Raw genomic sequence first — 21,931 nt, 5'->3', positions numbered from 1 at the left:
AGTCGAACGCTTGGGCGCCGCATCCGCGAGGAACCGGCGCTCCCTGCCGAGGTCGTCGAAGTAGCAAGCGCAAGTTCGCCATGGCCACGTACCGCGCGTACGCCGGGGCGAAGTTCGCCCTGGAGGCGGTCAGCGACTCGCTCCGCCGAGCCGCGAGGCCGGGCGTGCCTGCGGATCCACGCCTACCGCGCGGCCGCCGAGATCTACGGGAAGTCGCTGTTCGGAATCCGGGGCACGGTGTCCGTGATGGTGTAGGCCGATCTCCGAAGGCGGCCGCTGTCGGCGGGTGCTCAGCCGCCTGGGCGGCGTAGGGCAGAAGGACCGGCCGCTCACTCATGACGCCTCCAGCAATGTCGCCCCGGCCATGGTGACTGACGGTATATGTCGATTCGCACGCTACGGGTCACCGACAGCCGCGCCGGGGATTCGGTTCCGGCCTCCCGGTTCACCGGCCTGCCTTCAGTCCGGCCAGGCCCGCGCCGGCGGCCACGGGCACGATGCCGTGCTGGGTGACGGTGACCGGGGGCCGGCCGGCCGGGCCGTACCGGGTCCGCAGGGTGTACGGCAGCGGCTGGAGAGGGGCCGACGGGGCGGCGACGTGCCAGGAGACCGAAATGCTGCCGCCCGGAGGGACGGAGGGCGTCGAGGTGGAACCGAGCGGGGTGGCGGCCAGGCCCGTGAGAACGAGGTCGACGGGGCCGGTGGCGCGCAGGCCGTTGCGGTTGCGGAAGGTGGCGGTCAGGGTGGCGGTGCCGCCCGGGGCCAGCGCCAGCGGTTCCAGGGTGACGGTGGTGGAGCCCTGGTAGGGGGCGGCGGCCAGGGTCTCGTACACCGTGCGGGCTGTCCGGTACGCGTCGCCCGTCGGGCGGACCGGGTGCCGCTGGCCCTGCTCCCGGGTCCATGCCTCCTCGCGCGGGTAGAAGTCGAAGGGCGGCGCGGGGCGGTTTCCGGCCAGGGCCTCGGCGTGCTCGTACAGGAACTCCTCCCACTGCGGCAGGTGCAGCCCGGCGATCAGGCCGTGCCAGTCGCGGGCCGCGTAGTTGTTCAGCGAGCCCGCGGCGGACCGGTCGGCCCAGGTGGTGATCAGGGCGCGGGCAGCGCGTTCGAGTCCGGCGGCCTCGGCGGGGCTGCTGGCCTGCCGTTTGGCCGCTTCCAGCCAGGGGCCGAGCAGGAAGGACCGGTGGCAGCCGGCCACGGTGTCACTCAGCCGCATGAGTTTCAGCCAGAGGGCGCCGACGGCGCGGAAGGTGGCGGTGTCCCGGCTCAGCCATGCCGTGCGCAGCGGCTCGTGGAGGGTGCGGGAGCGGTTGGCGAGGGCTTGGCGGGCCAGGTCCGTCAGGTCGCGGCGGTAGGTGTCGCTGTCGCGCAGCGCGGGTGCCACGTCGAGCAGGGCGGCGAAGGCCCGGTCGAAGCCGGCCGGCGCGAAGGCGGTGGCGGAGGAAGCGTGCAGGCGGGGGCGGCGGGTGAAGAGGGAGTCGTGCGGGCGGCCGTCACGGCTGGTCAGCCGGTAGGCGGTGGGGGCCAGTGCGGCGTACGCGGTCCGTGCGGCGGGGTCCGGGGCGCCGTAGCGGAATTCGGAGTACCGCTCGAACCACGCCGTCCGGTCGATGGTCTCGGTACGCCAGGCCAGCTCACTGAAGAGCTCGAAGGCGGCCGGGTCGCCACCGGTGGCCTCGGGCAGGTAGGCGGTGCCGGCGAGCGCGCTGCCGGGCTTGTCCCGCCAGGCGGGGAACTTGGCGGTCCAGCGGTCGGTGTTGGCGCCGATGGTGGTGCGGCCGCCGAAGTTGGGGATCGTGCCGAAGGCGTACGGGGTGCCGCGCCAGTCCCGCTCCCGGTCGGTGACGGTGTCCAGATCGGACAGGCCGTCGACGATGAGCAGGCGGCTCTTGTCGACGGCGTCGAGGAGGGCGGACACCGGGTTGCGCTGCCAGCCGAGCAGCACCCAGGTGGCGCCGGGGTGGGCACTTTGCAGGGCACGCTCCACGGCGCGGGCCGCGTCGGCGACGGGCACGTCGCCGGGACTGCCGCCCTCGTGCAGCAGGTCCATCTTGAAGTGGGCGGCGTCGCCGAGGAGTTCGCGCTGGTGCCGGTAGAAGGCGGCAGCCAGATCGGCGAAGGGCGGGGTGCGGGGGTCGAGCCAGTCCGGGCGGCGCATCCCGAACCACGTGCCCTGTGGGATCACGCGGGCGGTGGGGTGGCGCTGCGTGAAGCCGTCCGGGACGGTGCCGAACCAGCCGGGCAGGACCGGGTGCATGCCGTACGCGCGGAGACGGTCGGTGATGCGCCGGCCGAGTGCGGCGCGTCGGGCGATGAGCTCGCGGGAGGGCGGGCCTCCGTAGCCGCTGAGGTTCTGCAGCAGCCACCACGGCTGGTGGGAAGGGACCGGCAGCCAGGCACGGGCCTCGGCGTCGGAGTAGCCGAAGTCCAGCAGCACGCGGTGGTAGACGGCTTCCTGGCCAACGGTGACGAGCACCTCGTTGCATCCGTGCAGCGCCAGGTCGTCGATCAGGCGTTCCCAGTGCGGCCAGTCGGCGTAGGGGGCGGTGTAGCCGTCGTGGGTGTCGTTGAGGGCGAAGCGGTGGGGGACGGTGGCGGACCGTTCGAGCGGGCGGGCCGGAGCGGGCAGGACGTCGGGGAGGTGGTCGATGCGGCTGCCGGCCCAGGAGAGGTGGGTGCGGCAGACGTACTTGAGGTACCAGTGCACGCCGGTGAGGAGGACGGCGGGGCCGGTCGCGCTGACCTCGATACGGCCGTCGTGGCCGCTGACGCGGAAGTGGTCGGCGTGGTAGGCGCGCCCGGCGGCTGCCACGACGCGGAGGACGAACTGGGCAGCGTGGCGCGGCAGCAGGCGGTGCAGTGCCTCGTACGCCGTGGCGAGGTCCGAGGCGGGGCCGGTACGGGGAGCCGGCGGCACGGTGACGCCCGCCGCCACGGGTTCGGGTGCCGGGGCGAAGTCTGTCGCTCCCGTGGACAGTCCCACCGCGCCGACCGCACCGAGCAGGGCACGCCTCGACAGCATGTCCATCTGAATTCTCCGTGGTGCTCGGGTGACGACGGGCAGATCCGCGGAGCGCAGGCTAACGGCTCGGACCGGTACGAACAGGGCACATGGGGCGGCGACACGTACGGTGTGTCAAGGACCGTCATCCGATAGGCGCCGGTCTTCGGCGCTCGTCCGATCGTCACATCTACCCCGGTGGCAGGTGGGGGTGTCCGAGCGACAGCGCCGGCACGCTGTCTCCGTTGAAGTACCACAGCGCACTCGTGTACCAGAGGACCACCACCACGACCACCAGCGCGCCCCCGGCCAGTGGCAGGGCCCAGCCCGGCAGGCGACGGCTCTGCACCAGCAGGACCTTGGCGGCGAACGCCCCGTAGAAGAAGCAGCCCGCGATCGAGTGCACTGCCACACGCGAGCCGGTCAGCTGCACGCCATACGCCTGGACACAGTGCACCGCGATCGGGACGGTGAGGGCGAATAGGACCACACCGACGATGCGGTGGGTGATGGACACCGGGCCCGGCACCCGGCGCACCCCGGGCAGCCGGCGGTACATCCACAGCGCCAGCAGCAGCTGGAGAGCGGCCAGCCCCAGGACGCCGGTGGCGAGCTGTGCCTTGAGACGCACGGCATCGGTGTTCGCCTGGCCGAACAGTGTCGCGGTGTAGTCCGGCGTGTTCGCCCGGCCGAACAGGAAGACGGCGACGAAGACCGCGGCGGCAGCCACGAACGCCAGTGCGAGAGCGAGCCCGGCTTCCGGGCGGCGCAAAGCGGGCCGGGCGTGCGACATGGTGCTCCTCGTCTCGGAACGCTGAGGGTTGGCGGTTTGCCATCCCTTGTACTCGCCTGGTCCGGCAGATGGCGGCCGACGCGGCCGTAGCGACCTCGACTCCTCGTTGGCGCGGCCGAAGCACGCGGCGTGGGCGGCGTCGATCTCGAGGCAGTTCAGCGCCGGGTGTCCGTTTCCGGAGCGCCACAGCAGCGACCAGGCGTACAGCGGCGTGGGATCGATCAGGGGGACGGAGCGCAATCCGGGGACCTGCGGCAGTGGCACATCCGTTCGGGATCCCTTCGGCGACGGTCTGCCGGGTCAGCCAGCGGCTGCGGCCGTTGCTTGCGCTGGAGCCGGTGCCGCGGCCCGACGCAGACACCGAACACTTGTGGATCGTGGACGGCACACTCATCCCGGTCCGCGAACGGCAGGTGGGAGCCCCCTCCCCCAACTACCGCTTCTCGGCGAACGTGCTGGTCATCATCGACGCTGACACCCGCCTGGTCGGCGCCTCAGCTCGGACGGCGCCTTCATCGGCACCGGGCTGATCGTCCCGCCCCGCAGCAGGTCAAACCCACTCCGGCCTGACCGAGACGGACTTCTGCAACACCCCTTCAGACCGCGCTGTAGACCCGTACACCGCCCACGTACGTCTCCGCTGTGCGGATGGAGTGCAGGTCGGCAGCGGCGACGGCGAAGGGGTCACGGTCCAGGACCGCGAGGTCGGCGAGGCGGCCGACGGCGATCACACCGGCCTCGTCCTGGTGGTTCACCCACGCCGAGCCGGCCGTGTACGCGGCGAGGGCGTCGGTGAGGGCGAGCCGCTGCTCGGGCAGGAACGGGGGCGCAGATCCGGCTCGCCCAGTTCCTCGGCCCACACCTGGCGGTTGACGGCGACGTGGATGCCGTGCCATGGGTCCGGGCTCGAGACGAACCAGTCGCTGCCCGCCGCGAGCACCGCACCAGCCGCGTGCAGGGCTCCGAACGGATATTGGCGCCGCCCCCGTTCTTCGCCGAGGAAGGGCAACGTCAGCTCGTCCATGGCGGGTTCGTGCGCGGCCCACAACGGCTGCATGTTCGCGACGGCGCGCAGTGTGCGGAAACGGGGGATGTCGTCGGGGTGCACCACCTGGAGATGGGCCAGGTGGTGGCGCAGGCCGGTGTGGCCGTGCACGGCCACGGCCGCCTCGAGGGAGTTCAGCGCCTCGCGGACCGCCCGGTCGCCGAGAGCGTGGAAGTGGATCTGGAAGCCGTGCCCGTCGAGGGCGATCACGGCCTCGCGGAGCAAGGCCGGGTCGACCATGGAGATCCCGGCGTTGTCGCCCGGGCAGCCGCAGGAGTCCAGGTAGGGCTCGAGCATGGCGGCGGAGAAGTTCTCCACCACACCGTCCTGCATGATCTTGACACTGCCGGCGGTGAAGCGCCGGCCTTGGGCGGCTTTCTCGCGGCGGGCGAGCAGCGAGTCGAGCTGGCCGAGGTCCTGGTCCCGTTCCCACCAGAGCGCTCCGCGTACCCGGGCGGTCAGCGAGCCGTCGGCGTCGCAGGCGAGGTATGTGTCGAGGGGGTCGGGGAAGCCCGCGTACGCGCCGACGAGTGCGTCCTGCCAGCCGGTGATCCCGAGCGAGTGCAGCAGTTCCTGGGCAGCGAGGAGTCCGGCGCGGGCCTCGGCCGCCGAGGGAGCGGGCGCGAGCGTCCCGACGAGCATCATGGCGCCCTCGTGCAGTACGCCGGTGGGTTCGCCCGCGGCGTCGCGTTCGATGCGGCCATCCGCGGGATCCGGTGTGTGCCGGTCCAGTCCGGCCAGGGCCAGGGCGCGCGAGTTGGCCCACGCCGAGTGTCCGTCGCGGACCGGGAAGTAGGCGGGCCGGTCGGGAAGGATGTCGTCGAGCTGGTCGCGGTGCGGCAGACCGCCGGGGAAGGCGTCGAAGGACCAACCGCTGCCCTGGATCCAGGGGGCCTCGGGGTGGGCGGCGGCGTAGGCCGCGATCGTGGCGCGGTACTCCAGGGCGGTACGGCCCGGGCTCAGATCGCAGCCGAGCATTCCGATCCCGGCGATCACCGGATGTACGTGTGCGTCGGTGAACCCGGGCTGTACGAACCGGCCGCCGAGATCCGTTACCTCGGTACGCGGACCGATGTGCTCGCGGATCTCCCGGTCGGTGCCGAGGGCGGTGATCCGGCCGCCGGTGACGGCCAGCGCCGATATCCGGTGGCGTACCGGGGAGGCGGTCCAGATGGTGCCGTTGAGGAGGACGAGATCTGCATGGCGCATGTGCGGGCTCCGGTTGGTGACACGTTGGTGAGGGGCTGGTGACAGGTGGGAGAGGCCGACGGGGTGAGGGAGAGGGGGTGAGGTCTGGTGAGGCGCGCGTCCGCGCCCGGGACGCGGTGGTCAGCCGCCGGCGGCAGCCGGTGCGGGCGCGGGCGCGAGAGGAGCCGGCGGCTGCGTGAAGTAGGCGGCCCTGCGCCGGTAGCGGGTCCACACGGCGGTGGGAATACCGAGGGCGATGACGGTGAGGGGCAGTACGGTGAGGAAGCGTCCGTTCTCGGGGTCGAAGGCCAGGTGGTCCACCGAGGTCCACTGTTGATAGGCGACGAGGCCGCCGAGCAGCAGCAGGGCGATGCCGCCGAGCAGCGGCAGCAGGCCCACGACGAGCGCGTCGCGGATCCGGCCGCGCAGTTCGTGGCGGAAGGTGACGACACACGCGATACCGCCGACCCCGTACATCAGCGAGACCAGGATGCCGACCGAGTTGACGACGGCGACCACCACTTCGGACAGCGAGCCGACCGCGAGCCCCGCGAGCGATACTCCGATGGCGAGGGCCGCGATCCGCACGGTGGAGGTGACCGGCGTGCCCCACGCAGGATGCAATCGGGTCCAGCTCGTGCCCAGCACACCGTCGCGGCCCATGGCGAGCGTGAGCCGGGCCCCCGCGATGACGCTCGACTGCATGCAGGCCACGGTGGCGAAGAGCATCGCGGCGAGGGCTGCGGCCGCGCCGGTGGCCCCGTAGAAGGTGCGGGCCAGTTCGGTGACACCGGACAAGGGATCCGCGAGCTGCTCCGGCTTCAGCGCGTGCAGGAAGCCGGTGGCCGAGAAGAGGAAGAACCCGGTGGTGACCAGAATCGCGATGATTCCGGCACGGCCCGACGAGCGGACCGAGGTCGACTCCTCGACCACGGAGAAGGCACTCTCCCAGCCCCAGAACATGTACGCCGCCATCACGGTCGCTCCGAGCAGCGTGAGGGTGTCGGGGAAGGCGAACGGCGAGAACCACGAGGCGGAGACGGGGGCCGCGTCGCCCCGGGCGAAGGCGGTGATCACGATGGCGGTGACTACGATCGCGGAGATGCCGAGCAGCAGGCTCTGAACGGCGGTGGCGCCCTTCACCCCCGCAGCGCGCTCAGCACGATCAGTACGCTCCACAGCAGGCCGGTGACGGTGACCGCCAGGGGGTCGTCCGGGAGACGGCCCTGACGCCGGCCTCGGCGAGCAGGCCGAGCGTGAACTGCCCGGTGAGCTGGCCCGCGTACGACAGGAACAGGATGTTGGTGGCGACCGATGTCCACCCGGTGAGATAGCCGGTCCAGGGACCGAGCGCTCGGCGCACCCAGACGTACGCCGTGCCGCAGTTGGGGTCGCGGGCGGCGAGCCGGGCATAGCCCCCGGACACGGCAAGGATCGGCAGGGCCGCGAGCAGGAAGGCTGCGGGCATCGCGGTGCCTGCGAGCGCGGCGAGGAAGGCGAGGCCGATGCCGACGCTCACGGTGGGGCTGATGTTGGCCAGCGCGATGACCACGCCGTGCCGGGTGCTGAGGGTCTTGCGGAACGCGGCGACGGGCGCCTCGCCGGTGGCGGGTCTTCCCTGGTCCATGAGCAGCACTCCTCGGTTCTGGGTGCCCCGCAGACAACCGCTCGCCTCACTATTTTGTCAACGGTGTGGGTAAAAGATTTTCCGCCTTGGCGGCAGGGCTTGCGGAAGCGCTGTCCAGGCTGGTCTGATCACCCCATGGCAGTACGAGGCAGAGGCCGTCCCCCAAGGTCGAGCTGGACCTGCGGATCATCGTGGACGCCGCGCTCGCGCTGACCGACGACGAAGGCGCGGCGGCGCTCAGCGTGCGGCGGCTCGCCGCCAGACTCGGGGTCGACCCCTCCGCCCTGTACCGCTACGTCAGCGACAAGGACGAGCTCCACCTGGCCCTGGCCGACCGCCTCTTCGAGGAGACCCTGACAGGGTTCGAACCCTCGGAGAGCTGGCGCGACACGCTGCGCGACCTTGCGCTGCGCACGCGGGAGACCGCCCTTCGCCATCCCGGCGCGGCGGTTCTGGCCACCTACCGCACCACCCGGCGCCCTGCCGAGATGCGGATCGTGGAGCACATCCTGGTGGCCTTCGGCCGAGCCGGGTGCTCCCCGGCGCTGGCCGCCGTCCTGCACCGGGTCTACGGAGACTTCGCCTTGGCCTGGGCCGGGATGGACGCGGCATTCGAGTCATTGGACGGGGCCGCCCGGACGGGCGACGAGCAGGCCTGGACCCGCGAGTACCCTGCGGCCGACCCCGCCGCCTTCCCTGCCATCGCGCGCAGTGTGGCCCACATGGCCCGGCTGGACGGGGCGACGGTATTCAAGGCCGCCCTGGAGACCTTGCTGGACGGGCTCGCAGCGCGGATCACGGCGGAGGCCGCGGGTCGGTGCCTCGACACACCCGGCGAACCGGCGGCAGGGGCCACGACGTTGCAGCCACCGACGTGATCATGAAGACCGGGGATCAGTGCACCTGGATGCCCGCACCGTACGGCGTTCCACCACTGTGGCAAATGGCGGTGCTCGTCGTACCGACCCGGCGCCACGTGGGGTCGTAGACGGTGTAGTCCCGCGCCCAGGGCCTGTCGCACTTCGTGTACACGCGGAACTCGCCGGTTCCATTGGTGCACGTACCGGCCGCGGTGGTACTGGACTTGTACCACGTACGGCAGTCGTACGGGTCCGCGGCCGCAGGGCTCGCCCCGGCCATCGCCAGCCCGGCACCCAGGGCCAGTGAGGTCATCAAGGATCCGACGCGCTTCATCCGTGGCCCCCGATCGAGAGGTTCATTTTGGGGGCATCGCGTCGCTCTCACGTCGAAGACCCCGAACGCCTCCACTATCCGCGCGCCGGCCTGCCACCACAACCCCGCGCAAGGCACGGCCGGAACGCAGGGCCGGCCCTGGGGACAGTGAGGCGGCAGTGGCGCGCAAGCCCCAACCACGGCTGCGGCGACCGGAGTCACTCCTTGCTCAGCCGCACCGTATCTCCCGTCGGTCCGCCCGCGAGGACGTCGATGCGCACGCCGGTCGCGGGGTCGGTGAAGCTCTGTCCGGGTGCGTACGCGGCCAGGGCCAGCGGGGCGCAGCCGGTGGGCGGGGTCGTGGTCGGGTTCGCGTTCATGATCCGCACCGGGCCCTCGCCGGTGGGGGCCGCGGAGTCGACCTTGTAGATGAGGACGCCGGTGGAGCAGGCGGCCACGTCGTTACCCTGGGCACGGCGGGATTCCGCCACGTACGCCGTCGTCCCGCCGGTCCGCAACACGGCGATCTTGGTTCCGCCGGAACGTTCCACCGGGGTCAGCCGTACCGTTCGGCGACCGGACACGGGCAGGCAGGCGACCTGGTCGTCGCGGGTCCAGCCGAGCTTCCAGGAGTGCCAGCCGAGGTACTGCGGGGCGTGGCCCGCGATGTCGCCCATGACGTCCCAGCCACCCACGTACCGGTGGGTGGCGCCGGTGAACGAGTACAGGTCGGGCAACCCGAAGGTATGGGCGGTCTCGTGGGCGGCGACCTTGTGGCCCCAGCGCCACATGTCCTGTCCGAAAGTGACGGCCCATTTGAGGCGGGTGCCGTCGGCAGTGATGCCGGGCGCCGCCGGGTCGTACAGGTAGGTCGGTGAGAAGGGGATGGCTGTCGCCGTCCTGGCGGGGACGACGTAGACCATGTCGTAGCGGGAGAAGTCCGCGTAGGGATCGGCGGCCGTGATCGCGTCGCGGAGGTACTTCTCGTGGGCCTCAAAGGTGAGGCCGCGCGCGAAGCCGTAGGAGGTGGAGTCGGCGGGCATCCGGATCCAGCGGTGCAACGGGCTATTGTCCAGTCGCAGACGACCGTAGCTCGCGCGGCCCATCCAGTCGGCGGCCGGGGCGAGGTGAGCGGCGTACGGCTCGGTGGAGTCGGTGGCCGGGGCGTCGGGGAAGTCCACGTACAGCGTCAGGACGCGGCGGGTTCCGGTGGCGGGCTGGAACTGGGTCAGGTCGGTGTCGTGGCCCTCGTCCGTCCAGCCGGTCCGGCCGGGGAGGGCGCAGTCGGCGGCGGCGGGCGGCGAGCCGGGGGCGGCGGCCGCGGTGGGGGCGGACAGGCAGGAGATGAGGGCGACGGCCGCTGCGAGCGGCCGCAGGTGGTGAAGCAGGGTGGTCATGTCTCTCCCGTCGGAGGCAGGTTGGGGGATGCAGGCAGCGCGGGCGGGAACTGCGGGGCAGCGTGGGTGGGAGCTGCGAGGGTCCTACGCGCGACCCGCGGCCAGGTCCATCAGGCGGGACAGCACGCGGCCGCCGGAGGCGGTGACGCCGTCGTGCTCCCATTCGTTGGTGACCCACACCCGGGTGGCACCGACCTCGCGCGCGGCGCACAGGGAGAGCCCAGCGTCCACGTACATGTCGTCGTGGTAGACGAGTGCGGCGAGAGGGACCCGGTTGGCGGCGAGGCGGCGAGGATCGTACAGCGGTGGCCAGTCCGGGCGTTCGGCGAGCAGATCGGCGGCGTCGGCGAAGGGGCGCAGGCCCTTGATCTCGCGGAACATCCAGGGGTAGATCATTTCTCCGGTGAGCAGGAGGGGGTCGGCGTCCTCGGCGAACTCGGGGAACGCCGCCATGATCCTGGACGCCGCCCAGCCCGTCGGCCCCGCGCCCTGCCCGTACAGGGTCTCCTGCATGACGGCGAAGAGCGGGTTGTCGGTGAAGCCGGTCAGTGCCATCACCTGGTGCAGGAACGTGTCGGTAGGCCTCGCTTCCTCGTCGAGGGATTCGTCGAGAAGCCAGTGGATCCGCTCGAAGCCGTCGCCCATGCCGAGGGCCAGGCCGAGCGTGCGCAGGCGCTGGGGGTGAGCCGGTCTCCGTCGGGCAGGCGCACATCGGTGGCGGCCAGGAGGCGGGCGATCTCGCCCAGCCGGGCAGCGTCGTCGGGGTAGCGGGTGTAGTAGTCGAGGACGCGGTCCCGTACTCGGGGGTAAGTGCGGGCGTAGACGTCGTCGGCGGTAGCCGAGAGGCCGGGCAGGCCGCCGGTCACGTAGCACGCCCGAAGGCCTTCGGGCGCCTGGGAGAGATAGGTGAGGGTGACGAAGCCACCGTAGCTCTGGCCGAGGGTCTCCCAGGGCTCATCGCCGCACAGCTGCCGGCGGATCAGTTCGGCGTCCGCGACGATCGAGTCGGCCCGGAAATGGCCGAGATGCTCGGCCAGCCGGGCCGGTGAGGCGAAGCGGGAGGCCGTACGGGCGGTGACGGGGGTGGAGCGGCCCGTGCCGCGCTGATCGAGGAGGAGGACCCGGTGGGTCTTGAGCGCCTGCGGCAGCCAGCCCGGCGAACCGGCCGACGGCCTCGGCGACTTGCCGCCCGGTCCGCCCTGCAGATAGAGGAGCCAGGGTAGTTGCCGACCTGCTCGGCGCGCATCGCTGACCTCCCGGGCGAAGATCCGGATGGTCGGACCGTTCGGGGCCGCGTGGTCCAGGGGCACGGTGAAGACGTGATCGACGGTCGCGTACGCAGGGTTCATGGGTCCCTTTCGCGGCCACATGGCCGCACGGTGACGTGTGACATCACGCGACAGCCTGGCGCGGCCAACCGTGGCCGTGGAGCCCTCACTTACCCATAACTCCACGCTATGGAGGCGCAACAATTGTGGAGTGCCATTTCACATAACTATGTTATCGGTCACATTCCAGCCTCCTGAGGCTGCCCGACGTTCACGGAGTGACCACTGATGAACAAGCGCACTCTCCACGCCGTCGCCACCGCTCTGGCGGCGACCGTCGCACTCGGCATGGCCGGCTGTTCCAACGGCAGCCACTCCGGCGGCAGCCAGCAGGACAGAGGCTCGAAGAACCCCGCACTCGCCAACGCGGGGGCCGTAGTCGGCGGCACTCCGCAGAAGGGCGGCACACTGACCGTCCTGTCCAACCAGGACTTCACCCACCTCGACCCGGCCCGCAACTGGGTGATCGGAGACATGGACTTCGGCACCCGGCTGCTCTACCGCACCCTGGTGACGTACGATGCGGAACCGGGCGCGAAGGGCGGAGAGCTGGTCCCCGACCTTGCCGAGGACCTCGGTGTCTCCTCCAACGGCGCCAAGACCTGGACGTTCAAGCTCAAGAACGGCCTCACGTACGAGGACGGCTCCCCGATCACCGCCCAGGACGTCAAGTACAACGTGGAGCGGTCCTTCTCCCCCGACCTGCCCGGCGGCCCGGACTACGCCGCCCGCTACCTGGCCGGCGCCGAAGGCTACCGGGGCCCCGCCCAGGGGCAGCACCTCGACTCGGTCAAGACCCCCGACGACCACACGATCGTCTTCGAACTCCGCAAGCCCTTCGCGGAGTTCCCCAATGCCACCGTCCTGCCCACCTTCGCCCCGGTGCCCAGGGCCCAGGACAAGGGCCCCCAGTACGACAACCGCCCGTTCTCCTCGGGCCCCTACAAGATCGAGTCGTACGACCGGGACAAGCGGCTGGTCCTGGTCCGCAACCCCCACTGGGACCCGGCGACGGACACCGTGCGCAAGGCGTACCCGGACCGGCTGGTCGTGGTGATGGGGCTGAGGGCCAACCAGGTCGACGATCGGCTCATCGCCTCGGAGGGCGTGGACGCCTCTGCCGTCTCCTGGGGCAAACTGCGCCCGGAGAGCACCCCCAAGGTACTCACCAACGCCGACGTCAGGGCGCGACTGCTGGCCGAGTCCACCAACTGCACCGAGATGGTGCAGATGCACACCGGCCGGGCCCCTTTCGACAACGCCAAGGTCCGGCAGGCCGTGCAGTACGCCCTGGACCGCGAGGCGCTGCTGACCGCCTCCGGCGGCCCGGCCCTCAACGACCCCGCCACCGCACTCATGCCCGGCTCGCTCTATGGCGGCAAGCAGCCCGACACGCTGGGGATCCCGGCCACCGGTGACGTGGAGAGGGCGAAGCAGCTCCTGAAAGAGGCCGGCAATCCGGACGGGATCACCACCCGTATCACCGTCTCCAACGGCGACAAGGGAGTCGCCGAGGCGATACAGCACTCCCTGGGCCGGGCAGGGATCAAGGTCACCATCGACGCCGTCGACCCGTCGGCCTTCTACGACACCATCGGCGACACCAAGAACCGCACCGACCTCGTCTACACCGGCTGGTGCCCCGACTATCCCTCCGGCTCCACCTTCCTGCCCTTCCTCTTCGACGGCCGCTACATCAAGGAGAAGGGGAACTCCGGCAATCACTCGCTCTTCCACGACGAGGCGACGATGAAGCGGATGGACGAGATCGCCGACATGACCGACACCGCGCAGGCCAATACGGCGTGGCGGCAGCTGGACGGGGAGATCCTCGCCAAGGCTCCGACGGCGCCCACCGTCGTCGAACGCATGCCGCTGCTGCTCGGCACCAACATCGCCGGCGCCTTCGGCCACACGTCCTTCGGCGGCCAGCTCGACTACGCCACGATCGGGCTCAAGGACCCGGCGAAGAGCGGCAACTGACCCCACCCGCGCAGCGCCCCCGGCTCCTTCGTGTGGAGCCGAGGACACTGCCGCACCCATGCCGCTCCTACGACTTGGTGATGCGTACGGTCTCGCCGTAGCCGTCAGCAGCAAGCACGTCGATCCGGACCCCGGCCGCCGCATCGGTGAACGACTCGCCGGCCCAGAACGGGGCGTCGTCCAGCGGGCGGCAGCCGCCGGCGGGTGCGGCGGACGGCTTGGCGTCCATGACCCTGACCGGCCCGTAGCCGGTCCGCACGGAGGCGTCGACCCGGTAGATCAGGGCGCCGGTCGAGCAGGAACCCGCGTCCGCCTGGACACCGCGCCTGGACTCGACAACGTATGCAGTCGTGGGGCCGGTGCGGATCACCGCCATCTTGGTACCGCTGCCGTACTCGACCGCCGTGAGGTGCACGGTGTCGCTGCCCTTCGTGGCCCGGCACACGACCTGACCGTCCCCTGTCCAGCCGGCCTTCCAGGAGTGCCAGGCGAAGAACTGTGACCCCCGGCCGCCGATCAGGCCCATCACGTCCCAGCCGCCGATGAAGCGGTGGGCGTCGCTGCCCGCCTCGAAGGCGTACAGGTCGGGCAGCCCGAAGGTGTGCGCGGTCTCGTGGGCGACGAGCTTGGCACCCCAGTGCCACATGTCCTGACCGAAGGTCACCGCCCACTTGACCCGGCGGCCGTCGGCCACCACACCAGCCGTGCCCGGCGCGTACACATAGGTCGGTGTGAAGGAGATCGCCGCCGCGTTGCGCGTCGGCACGACGTACACCATGTCGTAGCCGGAGAAATCCACGTACGGATCGGCGGCCGCCACCGCGTCCTTGATGTACGCCTCGTGCGTCTCGTGGGTCAGGCCGCGCGCGAAGCCGTAGTCGGTGGAGGCGCGAGGCATGCGAACCCACCGCTGCTGCTGGTCGATCGAGAGCCAGGTCCTGCCGTACGAGGCGTACCACAGCCAGTCCGCCCCGGGCGTGATCTGCGCCGAGTCCTCGCTCGGGGCCTCGGTGGCCCGCGCGTCCGGGAAGTCCACGAAGATCATGCCGACCCTGACCGTCCCGACGGGGCGCTGGAACACCGAATAGTCCGTGTCGTGCCCCTCGTCCGTCCAGCCCGTGGTGCCGCGCAGGGCACAGGCCGACGGGCTGTCAGCGGCGCTGGCGGGCGGCGATCCCAGCAGGAGGAGCAGCAGTGCGGCGGCAAGGGCGGGCAACAGCACCCCGCGCGATGTTCTCAGCCGATGGATGGGTCTCATGGACTCGCAACCTCCACATGAATGGTGTGTGACATTTCACATAAGCCTGACGGGTTCCCGCTCCTGTCCGAAAGCTGTCGCCGCTCCATAACATGCGCGGCATGGAACTGGAGGTACGGCACCTGCGGGTGGTGTGCGCGATCGCCGAGGCCGGCAGCCTCACCCGGGCCGCCGCCGCGCTGTCCATGACCCAGCCGGGCCTCAGCACGCAGTTGCGCCGCATCGAATCGATGCTGGGTGGTGCCCTCTTCGACCGGCAGCGGGCTGGAGCCACACCCACGGCCTTCGGTGAGCTGGTGCTGGCCCGGGCCCACGCCGTCCTGCCGGGCATCGACGCGCTCCTCGCCGACACCGCCCGTGCGGCCCGCCACTTGGCGTCACCGAACCGCGTCCGCGTCGGATCGGTCGGCGCGCCTCTGCTCGGCCATCTCATCCTGGCCGTACGGGAGTTGCTACCCGAGGCCGAGGTGACGTCACGGTGCCACTACTCCCCTGTCACACTCCTGGACGACCTCGCGGCCGGCCGCCTGGAGGCGGCGGTCCTTGGCGACCACCCCGAGCAGGTCCTGGCGCCGCGCGACGGGGTGGTCCTCACCCCGCTGGTCACCGAACCTGTCTTCGCCCTGCTGCCCGCGACCCACCCGCTGGTCGGCCAGGAGGCCGTGTCCCTGACGGAACTCGCCGATCACGACTGGGCGATGCCCCGGCCCGACGGCGACCGCACCCGCGAGTACTGGTCCTCCGTGTGCGCACTGACCGGCCGCCGCCCCTCCGCCCCGCACGAGGCCGAGGGCCGCCAGCTGATCGAACTGGTCCGTGCGGGCCTGGCCGTCAGCCTCTGCCAGGCCACGTTCTCGGAAACCCCCGGCGTCACCGTACGACCCCTCGCGGGAAACCCCTCTGGTACCGCCACGTCGTGGCCTGGCACCGTGACGGCCCGCTGGCCTCCCACGGCGACGACATCCTGCGCAGGGTGGCGGCCGGTTACCTGGACACATGTGCCGCCAGCCCGGTCTACGCGGACTGGCGCCGACGCCACCCGGGCGCGGCCCGTCTCCCGGACCCCGAGGGATGTCGCACAGTAGACCTCACCAGACCTGGTCCTCGTCAGTCAGAAAAGGCATCGGGCGTGGACGCAGGACCATGAGCGAGCCTTCCAAGGTCGCCACCATGGCAAAGGGAAACCGGTCGACCTCAAGACAGAGCGCAACGTCATCAGGATGGACACCTTGACGTACTCCCTCCGCCAGTTCGGCGGCCGCGCGCGACTCGGCAGCGCGGCGGACGAACTCGGCAGCATCCGCCCCAGCCTCGGTGACCCTCCGAGCGATGTATTGAGCACACGCCAGATCTTCATCGGCCTGCCCATCCTCGCCAGTGACCACGAACGTGACACTGTCACTCTTGCGCGTCCGCAAGAGCCGAGCCGTTGCCTCCGCCACCACGAAGCCTGCGCACAGCACCAGCGGCGCCTCCTTGACCGCAAGGGCGCCGACTGTCCCTGCCGTGGTCTTCTGTACAACGGTGCGTCCGCCAAGGTCAAAAGACCGCAGCAGGCCCGGCGAGTTGACGGTGTCGAACCCGGGCGCGGGCGGACCGTCTTTGAGCGCCACCCAATCCGGGTGGCGAGCCTTGAGCGCCAGGGCTTCGTCCAGCGACTCAGCAAGAACGATCTTTTCCGCCCCCTGGGCAAAGGCCCACGCGGCCACGGTGAAAGCACGCATGACGTCGACTACTACTGCCACAGACGGGGCTTCGGTCAGATCGGCGATACCAAGGAAACGAGCGTCCATTCCGGTCATGATCGCGCATGCCCGACCCGAGGCACCCGGAGAGTGATGCGCATCATATGGGTCACCCGCACACGGTCTACCAGTCGTCGATGGCAGCGCCCACACCCAGCAACAGCGAAGCGCACAGCGCGATCAGCGCCCACATCCGCATGCCGCCCGGATCGAGGGATCGCGCCGACTGCGGCGAGACCTTGCCCCTGGGGTCGCGCCTGTCGACCTCCCGTACGACGCAGCTGATCTCCACCCCGCGCTCTTCGAGGACAGCATGCTCCACGTGGCCGGAGACCAGGAAGACCCCGATGAGGGCGGCCAGCCCGGCCAGATGAGAGGCGAACGAATCGCTGCCCAGCCCGAAGAGGAACACCGCCACCCCCAGCGCCGCCGCTACCACAATGCCGGTGCCGCCACCCCACCCCGTCATGCTTCTCAGGGAAACCCGGGGACTGTGCCCGCGTAAAGGGTGCGGTGGAGTCTGCCGCTCGAGGACCAGAACCAGGGTCCGGGCGCACTCTCTGAAAAGGCCTGAGGGCCGGGTTCTCGAGGCCGGCCAGCGCCATGGACGCCATGGCCCGCGAACGTCTCCGCGGGCCTTGTCGAGCTGCACGGTCTCCCGTACGCCTGGGCGCGGAGGCTTACGGGGCTTGGGTGTCCTGGCGTACGCATTCGATGAGGTAGTCGCCGGTGTCGGGGTCGATGGTGACGCCGTGTGCTTCGCTGTGGAAGCCGGGGAAGGCGCGGTCGAATGCCTCCAGTGCTCCGAGGTAGCGCAGGACCGGGCCGTCGGGGGCGCCGAGTGCTTCTCCAGGCATCAGGACGGGGATCCCGGGCGGAGTTACGGTGACCATGGCTGCGGCCACCCTGCCCGAGGCTTGGGCGAGGGGAGGCGTTCGGTGCCGCCCCGGATCAGCTGCTGGTAGCAGGTCTGGGGTGGGACGACGGGTTCGGGCAGTTGCTGGAAGGCGGTGTCCAGGGCGTCGATCAGTTCGGCTCGGGTGAGGTGTTCGTGCATCTCTTGACACAGGCCGCGCAGGGTCGTGCGGCTGTAGCGCTGCGGGTGGCGCTCGACCAGGTGGGGCAGTACCTGCCGCAATGGGGTGTCGGCGTCGTGGAGGGCTTTGAAGTCCATGAGAGCGTCCATCAGGGTGCCCCATTTGCCCTTGGTGATGCCCATGGAGAACAGGATGAGTGTGGTGTAGGTGTCGGTCTTCTCCACGACGATGCCACGGCCTGCGAGGTAGGCGGTGAGGATGCGGGCGGGGATGCCCCAGGTGTCCGTCTCGCTGCGCGCGTTGACACCGGGGCAGGTCAGCGTCACTTTGATGGGGTCCAGCAGGCACTGTCCGCGGCTCAGTCCCGGGAAGCCGTGCCAGTCCGCGTCGGGGTCGAGCTCCCAGCAGCGGGGGTCGGCGGCCAGCAGCGCCGGGGAAGCGTCGGCGAAGGGGACAGTGGTCCCGTCGGCCGGGTCGGTGACGCTGTCGGGCTGCCAAACGCCGAAGAACCACGGCAACCGGTCGCCGGCGTCCGCGATCCGGCGTCCGGTGCGCACGACGGCCTGCCGGAACCGAATCGCTTCGGTGACCGCCTCGTTGACCAGCCACTCGCCCTGTGGCCCGTCCATCATCGCCGCGGCCACATCCAGCGAGGCGATCACCGGATACAGGGCCGAGGTAGTGCCGTGCATCATGAACGCCTCGTTGAACCGGTGGTGTTCGACCGGCGCCCGAGGTGAGGACTTCACGTGCACCATGGCACTCTGCGACAAGGCGGCCAGCAGCTTGTGCGTGGACTGGGTAGCGAAAACGGTGGGACGTTCCTCGCTCGCGAAGGTGTCCGGTCCCACGGCCATGCCGTAGCGGCCGGCGTAGAGGGGGTGGAAGCGGGCGTAGGCGAACCAAGCTTCGTCGAAGTGCAGACGGGGAGTACTCGGGGCCAGGGCACGCGCGGTCTGCACGGTGTCGTAGCACAGACCGTCATAGGTCGAGTTGGTGATCACCGCGTACTCAGCCTGGGGGAGACCGCCCCTGGCGTCAGCGGGTGGGCGGCGATCCTGGCGGCCACCGCCGCGGGCAGGGTCTCACTGGCGGGGAGAGGGCCCGCCAGGCCGTATCCGTTGCGGGTCGGGACGAGGTAGACCGGTCGGGCACCGGAGATCACCAGGCCGTGCAGCACCGACTTGTGGCAGTTGCGGTCCACCAGGGCGATCTCGTCGGCGGTGACGCAGTAGTGCCCAACCATGCGGTCGGCCGTGGAGTCACCATGCAGCACGAAGTACCTCCGGTCCGCGCCGAAGACGCGTGCGGCGTTGCGCTCGGCGTCCCCGATGGGACCGCTGTGCTCGAAGAGGGAACCCAGTTCCTCCACCGAGATCGACAGGTCGGTGCGGAAGAGCCGCTCACCGTAGTAGTCGAAGAACGCTCGGCCGACGGGCGACTTCAAGAACGCCACCCCGCCGGAGTGCGCCGGGGTGTGCCATGAGTATTCGTGGGCGTCGTCGAACCGTCGCAGCGCTTTGAAGAACGGCGGCAGGATGGAGTCGCCATAGGCGCGTGCCGCATTGAAGACACGGCCGGCGATGAAGGACGGCGTGTCCTCCAGGGGCCAGATGTAACCGACGGCGGTCTCGGCCACCCATAGGGGCAGGCGGTCCAAGCCGTGGTCCGACTCCTCGCTCATGACGACGAAGACGGGCAGAGCCGTGAACCGGCGGATGATCTGCCGCAGGACTGCCCCTCCCCCGCCGTCGGCGTCTTCGCCGGTCTCGGACGGCAGGTCCCAGGCGACGACCGCGGCCGTCAAGCCTGCCTCGGTACGCAGGGCGGCACAGGCCCCCTCGACCGTCCGCGCCCACCTCACCTCCAGCCCGCGGTTCTCCAACTCCTTGCCGATCCGCCGCAGCTGGTCACCGCCGACGCCCCGGCCCAAAGGGTCCTCGCGCAAGGCCAGCAGGACACTACCGTTTGCCATGACACTCTCCACCCACGTGCGCACCAGGCCGCCCGACAAGCCAAGTGTCGAGTGCAAACGCCATGGATCGTGTCGAAAAGCGGCAGCCTCACCCGTTCGAGGAGTCGGGTGAGACCTCCGGTCGTGCCGTTGATCGACACGATGTTGCGGGCCGAGATCCTGCTCAAGGGGGCGGTGATTCAGGAGCCGCTCCGAGGGCGAGTACGGTACGGCGGATTCCGCGCTCGGGGCGCGAGCGAGCGGTCACAGTGGTGAGAATCCCGCTGCACCCCAGCCACGGCGAGGGTCCAGCGGGATTCCCCTCGGCGTCTTGATGCGAATGGGTCAGCCGGCGTGGATGTGGGGGCGGCGGGTGCGGTCGGGTTCGGCCTCGCGGATGACCTCGCGGGTGACGGGGGCGACCTCGCCCTGGCCGAAGAGGAAGAACCGGAGGAAGTTGGCCATCGGGTTCCCCTCCGTCCACTCGAAGTAGATGTGGGGGCGTTGGCCGGTCTCGTCGCGTACGTGCAGCAGGAGGGCGGCCAGGGCGTTGGGGATGCTGGAGCTCTCCAGGGTCAGGACGCGGTAGCGGTCGTGCAGCACTTCGCCGCGTACCCGCATGCCGGATTCGAACTCGGACGCGTCCAGGACGGTGACCTCGACGAACATGACGTCGTCCTCGGACGGGATGTCGTTGTCCGCGCGGATCTGCGCCTTCTTCTGCCGGTACTCGTCGAGGTCCCGGTTGTCGGGCTCGTTGGCGATGAAGCGGATCGTGCGGTTGGAGGTGTCACGGATGAACCGCTGCGCCATGTCGTCGAACTCCACGTGCGTGACGCGCAGCTCGAAGACCCGGGCGAGGCGGGAGAGGAGGGAGAGCGCCATGATGCCGGCGATGAAGCAGGCGCCGATCTTCACGCCGTCCGGCCGCTCCACGATGTTGACGGCCGTGGTGTAGATGAAGACGGCCGAGATGATGCCGAAGCCGATGGTCCAGCCGCGCTCCCCGCCCGGCGCGCCGCGATGGTCACGGCGACCGCCGCCGAAGTGATCAGGACGAGGACACCGGTGGCGTACGCGCCGCCCTGCGCATCCACGTCGGCATTGAAGATCCACGTCACCAGGAACGCGACGAGGGTGAACACGATGACCATCGGACGCAGGGCGCGGGCCCAGTGCGGGGCCATGCCGTACCGGGGCAGGTAGCGCGGCATCAGGTTCAGCAGACCCGCCATCGCGGAGGAACCGGCGAACCACAGGATCAGGATCGTAGAGATGTCGTAGACCGTGCCGAAGGCCGAGCCCAGGTACTCGTGTGCGAGGTACGCCAGCGCGCGGCCGTTGGCCTCGCCGCCTGGCTGGAACTGGTCGGCCGGGATCAGCAGGGTGGTGATGAGGCTGGAGCAGATCAGGAAGATGCTCATGATCACGGCGGCCGTGGTCAGCAGCTTCTTCGCACCGCGGATCCGGCCTGCGGGCTTCGCGTCGGTGTCGTCGGTGTCGCCCTTGACGTGCGGCATGACCGCCACGCCCGTTTCGAACCCGGAGAGGCCGAGCGCGAGCTTCGGGAACACGACGAGGGCGATGGCGATCATCATGAAAACGTTGCCGTGCTCGGCGGTCAGCGCGGTCGTCCAGTCGGTGATGACCTGCGGTTCTGTGAACACGTTCCACAGCCCGACCGCCACTACGACCACGTTCAGGCCTAGATAGATGGCCACCAGAACCACGGCCACGCCGATGGCCTCACTGAACCCCTTGAGGAAGACCGCCCCGAGCAGCGCGATCATGATCAGGGTGATCAGCACCTCGTGGCCGTGCAGGGTGCTGGTGAGGTGCGGGTTCTCCACCAGGTGCGCGGTCGCGTCCGCGGCGGAGAGGGTGATGGTGATGAGGAAGTCGGTCGCCGCGAACCCGAGCAGGGTCAGGACGAACAGCTTCCCCTTCCAGAACGTGAGCAGCCGCTCCAGCATGGCGATGGAGCCCTCGCCGTGCGGGCTCTCCTCGGCCACCCTCCGGTAGACCGGGAGGGCGCCGAAGAGGGTCAGCAGGACGAGCACGATGGTCGCCAGCGGCGACAGCAGACCGGCTGCCAGGAACGCGATGCCGGGCTGGTAGCCGAGGGTGGAGAAGTAGTCGAGACCCGTCAGGCACATGACCCGCCACCACGGCCGGCCATGGGGCTGGGTCGCCGCCTCCTTGGCGGCGGGCGAACTCGTCTGGGCGGTCAAGCCTTCCAGCATCCACGCGCGCAGGCGCGAGGAGCGGGCAGGGGTGGCCATCGTGGGGAGCTCCTGTCGTACGGAAAAGATTCAGCCATCGGCATCGACGGCTGAGCAAGCGTACGCAGACTGATCACTCATGCACGCGAGGCAACAAATCCTGACGCGTCCTTAACGCATACA

14 protein-coding genes and 5 pseudogenes are annotated in these 21,931 nt (G+C 70.2%); 4 read left to right on the top strand and 15 right to left on the bottom strand.

Annotated features, from left to right (window positions below; all coding sequences use genetic code 11):
* Positions 1-484: 484 nt before the first annotated feature.
* Together JIW86_RS37940 and JIW86_RS37935 are read right to left on the bottom strand one after the other, a co-directional pair.
* Positions 485-3,025, bottom strand: a pseudogene (locus JIW86_RS37940) (alpha-N-acetylglucosaminidase); the annotation flags it as partial.
* Between the two features lie 163 nt (positions 3,026-3,188).
* Positions 3,189-3,791, bottom strand: coding sequence for a DUF6529 family protein (locus JIW86_RS37935; protein ID WP_257558848.1), 603 nt, complete (start codon positions 3,789-3,791; stop codon positions 3,189-3,191).
* A gap of 269 nt (positions 3,792-4,060) precedes the next feature.
* Between JIW86_RS37935 and JIW86_RS37925 the strand changes: the two are divergent.
* Positions 4,061-4,309, top strand: a pseudogene (locus JIW86_RS37925) (IS5/IS1182 family transposase); the annotation flags it as partial.
* 78 nt (positions 4,310-4,387) lie between these two features.
* Here JIW86_RS37925 and JIW86_RS41795 read toward each other — a convergent pair.
* From JIW86_RS41795 to JIW86_RS37910, 4 genes are all read right to left on the bottom strand, one after another.
* Positions 4,388-4,651 carry an amidohydrolase family protein gene (locus JIW86_RS41795; protein WP_322975583.1) on the bottom strand — a complete coding sequence of 88 codons (264 nt, stop codon included), beginning with the start codon at positions 4,649-4,651 and terminating at the stop codon, positions 4,388-4,390.
* Positions 4,543-6,045, bottom strand: coding sequence for an amidohydrolase (locus JIW86_RS37920; RefSeq protein ID WP_322975582.1), 1,503 nt, complete (start codon positions 6,043-6,045; stop codon positions 4,543-4,545). The genes JIW86_RS41795 and JIW86_RS37920 overlap by 109 nt, the downstream gene beginning before the upstream one ends.
* Before the next feature lie 120 nt (positions 6,046-6,165).
* A complete protein-coding gene (locus JIW86_RS37915; protein ID WP_257558846.1) occupies positions 6,166-7,167 on the bottom strand; it encodes a hypothetical protein in 1,002 nt (333 codons plus the stop codon).
* Between the two features lie 22 nt (positions 7,168-7,189).
* A complete protein-coding gene (locus JIW86_RS37910) occupies positions 7,190-7,651 on the bottom strand; it encodes an amino acid permease (protein WP_257558845.1) in 462 nt (153 codons plus the stop codon).
* Between the two features lie 191 nt (positions 7,652-7,842).
* Here JIW86_RS37910 and JIW86_RS37905 point away from each other — a divergent pair, with 191 nt between their 5' ends.
* A complete protein-coding gene (locus JIW86_RS37905; protein WP_257558844.1) occupies positions 7,843-8,529 on the top strand; it encodes a TetR/AcrR family transcriptional regulator in 687 nt (228 codons plus the stop codon).
* Positions 8,530-8,545: 16 nt separating this feature from the next.
* Here the strand turns inward: JIW86_RS37905 and JIW86_RS37900 are convergent, their stop codons facing one another.
* The 3 genes and pseudogenes from JIW86_RS37900 to JIW86_RS37890 all read right to left on the bottom strand — a co-directional run bounded on the left by JIW86_RS37900 (position 8,546) and on the right by JIW86_RS37890 (position 11,570).
* Positions 8,546-8,824 carry a hypothetical protein gene (locus JIW86_RS37900; RefSeq protein WP_215145198.1) on the bottom strand — a complete coding sequence of 93 codons (279 nt, stop codon included), beginning with the start codon at positions 8,822-8,824 and terminating at the stop codon, positions 8,546-8,548.
* A 218-nt stretch (positions 8,825-9,042) separates the two neighbouring features.
* A complete protein-coding gene (locus JIW86_RS37895; RefSeq protein ID WP_257558843.1) occupies positions 9,043-10,221 on the bottom strand; it encodes a M6 family metalloprotease domain-containing protein in 1,179 nt (392 codons plus the stop codon).
* Between the two features lie 84 nt (positions 10,222-10,305).
* A pseudogene (locus tag JIW86_RS37890) lies at positions 10,306-11,570 on the bottom strand (alpha/beta fold hydrolase).
* Between the two features lie 207 nt (positions 11,571-11,777).
* On the opposite strand from JIW86_RS37890, the gene JIW86_RS37885 reads away from it, so the two are divergent.
* A complete protein-coding gene (locus JIW86_RS37885; protein WP_257558842.1) occupies positions 11,778-13,532 on the top strand; it encodes an ABC transporter substrate-binding protein in 1,755 nt (584 codons plus the stop codon).
* A 67-nt stretch (positions 13,533-13,599) separates the two neighbouring features.
* On the opposite strand, the gene JIW86_RS37880 is transcribed toward JIW86_RS37885, so the two are convergent.
* Positions 13,600-14,790 (bottom strand): M6 family metalloprotease domain-containing protein, encoded by a 1,191-nt coding sequence (locus JIW86_RS37880; RefSeq protein WP_257558841.1) that lies wholly within the window; start codon positions 14,788-14,790, stop codon positions 13,600-13,602.
* 101 nt (positions 14,791-14,891) lie between these two features.
* Here JIW86_RS37880 and JIW86_RS37875 point away from each other — a divergent pair, with 101 nt between their 5' ends.
* A complete protein-coding gene (locus JIW86_RS37875; RefSeq protein WP_257558840.1) occupies positions 14,892-15,875 on the top strand; it encodes a LysR family transcriptional regulator in 984 nt (327 codons plus the stop codon).
* A 3-nt stretch (positions 15,876-15,878) separates the two neighbouring features.
* Here JIW86_RS37875 and JIW86_RS37870 read toward each other — a convergent pair whose 3' ends face one another.
* The 5 genes and pseudogenes from JIW86_RS37870 to JIW86_RS37850 all read right to left on the bottom strand — a co-directional run bounded on the left by JIW86_RS37870 (position 15,879) and on the right by JIW86_RS37850 (position 21,808).
* Complete coding sequence (locus JIW86_RS37870) at positions 15,879-16,583, bottom strand: 2-phosphosulfolactate phosphatase (RefSeq protein ID WP_322975581.1); 705 nt, start codon at positions 16,581-16,583, stop codon at positions 15,879-15,881.
* A gap of 76 nt (positions 16,584-16,659) precedes the next feature.
* The gene (locus tag JIW86_RS37865) at positions 16,660-17,004 is read right to left on the bottom strand and encodes a hypothetical protein (RefSeq protein WP_257558838.1); all 345 of its coding nucleotides are present in this window, start codon (positions 17,002-17,004) and stop codon (positions 16,660-16,662) included.
* A gap of 211 nt (positions 17,005-17,215) precedes the next feature.
* Positions 17,216-18,534: pseudogene (locus tag JIW86_RS41790) on the bottom strand (hypothetical protein).
* Between the two features lie 38 nt (positions 18,535-18,572).
* Positions 18,573-19,547: an Orn/Lys/Arg decarboxylase N-terminal domain-containing protein gene (locus JIW86_RS41785; RefSeq protein WP_257558837.1), complete on the bottom strand. Its 975-nt coding sequence runs from the start codon at positions 19,545-19,547 to the stop codon at positions 18,573-18,575.
* 324 nt (positions 19,548-19,871) lie between these two features.
* Positions 19,872-21,808, bottom strand: a pseudogene (locus tag JIW86_RS37850) (APC family permease).
* Positions 21,809-21,931: the final 123 nt, after the last annotated feature.

Origin of the sequence: Streptomyces sp. NBC_00162 (assembly GCF_024611995.1) — a bacterium.
In the GTDB taxonomy this organism is placed as follows: domain Bacteria; phylum Actinomycetota; class Actinomycetes; order Streptomycetales; family Streptomycetaceae; genus Streptomyces.
The sequence above is the reverse complement of the archived record's forward strand: the minus strand, read 5'-3'. Positions and strand labels throughout refer to the sequence as shown.

Coding starts and splice junctions, on each gene's coding strand:
- JIW86_RS37870 (WP_322975581.1), bottom strand. CDS start 16,583: ATGGACGCTCGTTTCCTTGGTATCGCCGATCTGACCGAAGCCCCGTCT.
- JIW86_RS37875 (WP_257558840.1), top strand. CDS start 14,892: ATGGAACTGGAGGTACGGCACCTGCGGGTGGTGTGCGCGATCGCCGAG.
- JIW86_RS37910 (WP_257558845.1), bottom strand. CDS start 7,651: ATGGACCAGGGAAGACCCGCCACCGGCGAGGCGCCCGTCGCCGCGTTC.
- JIW86_RS37900 (WP_215145198.1), bottom strand. CDS start 8,824: ATGACCTCACTGGCCCTGGGTGCCGGGCTGGCGATGGCCGGGGCGAGC.
- JIW86_RS37880 (WP_257558841.1), bottom strand. CDS start 14,790: ATGAGACCCATCCATCGGCTGAGAACATCGCGCGGGGTGCTGTTGCCC.
- JIW86_RS41785 (WP_257558837.1), bottom strand. CDS start 19,547: ATGGCAAACGGTAGTGTCCTGCTGGCCTTGCGCGAGGACCCTTTGGGC.
- JIW86_RS37885 (WP_257558842.1), top strand. CDS start 11,778: ATGAACAAGCGCACTCTCCACGCCGTCGCCACCGCTCTGGCGGCGACC.
- JIW86_RS37865 (WP_257558838.1), bottom strand. CDS start 17,004: ATGACGGGGTGGGGTGGCGGCACCGGCATTGTGGTAGCGGCGGCGCTG.
- JIW86_RS37935 (WP_257558848.1), bottom strand. CDS start 3,791: ATGTCGCACGCCCGGCCCGCTTTGCGCCGCCCGGAAGCCGGGCTCGCT.
- JIW86_RS37895 (WP_257558843.1), bottom strand. CDS start 10,221: ATGACCACCCTGCTTCACCACCTGCGGCCGCTCGCAGCGGCCGTCGCC.
- JIW86_RS37920 (WP_322975582.1), bottom strand. CDS start 6,045: ATGCGCCATGCAGATCTCGTCCTCCTCAACGGCACCATCTGGACCGCC.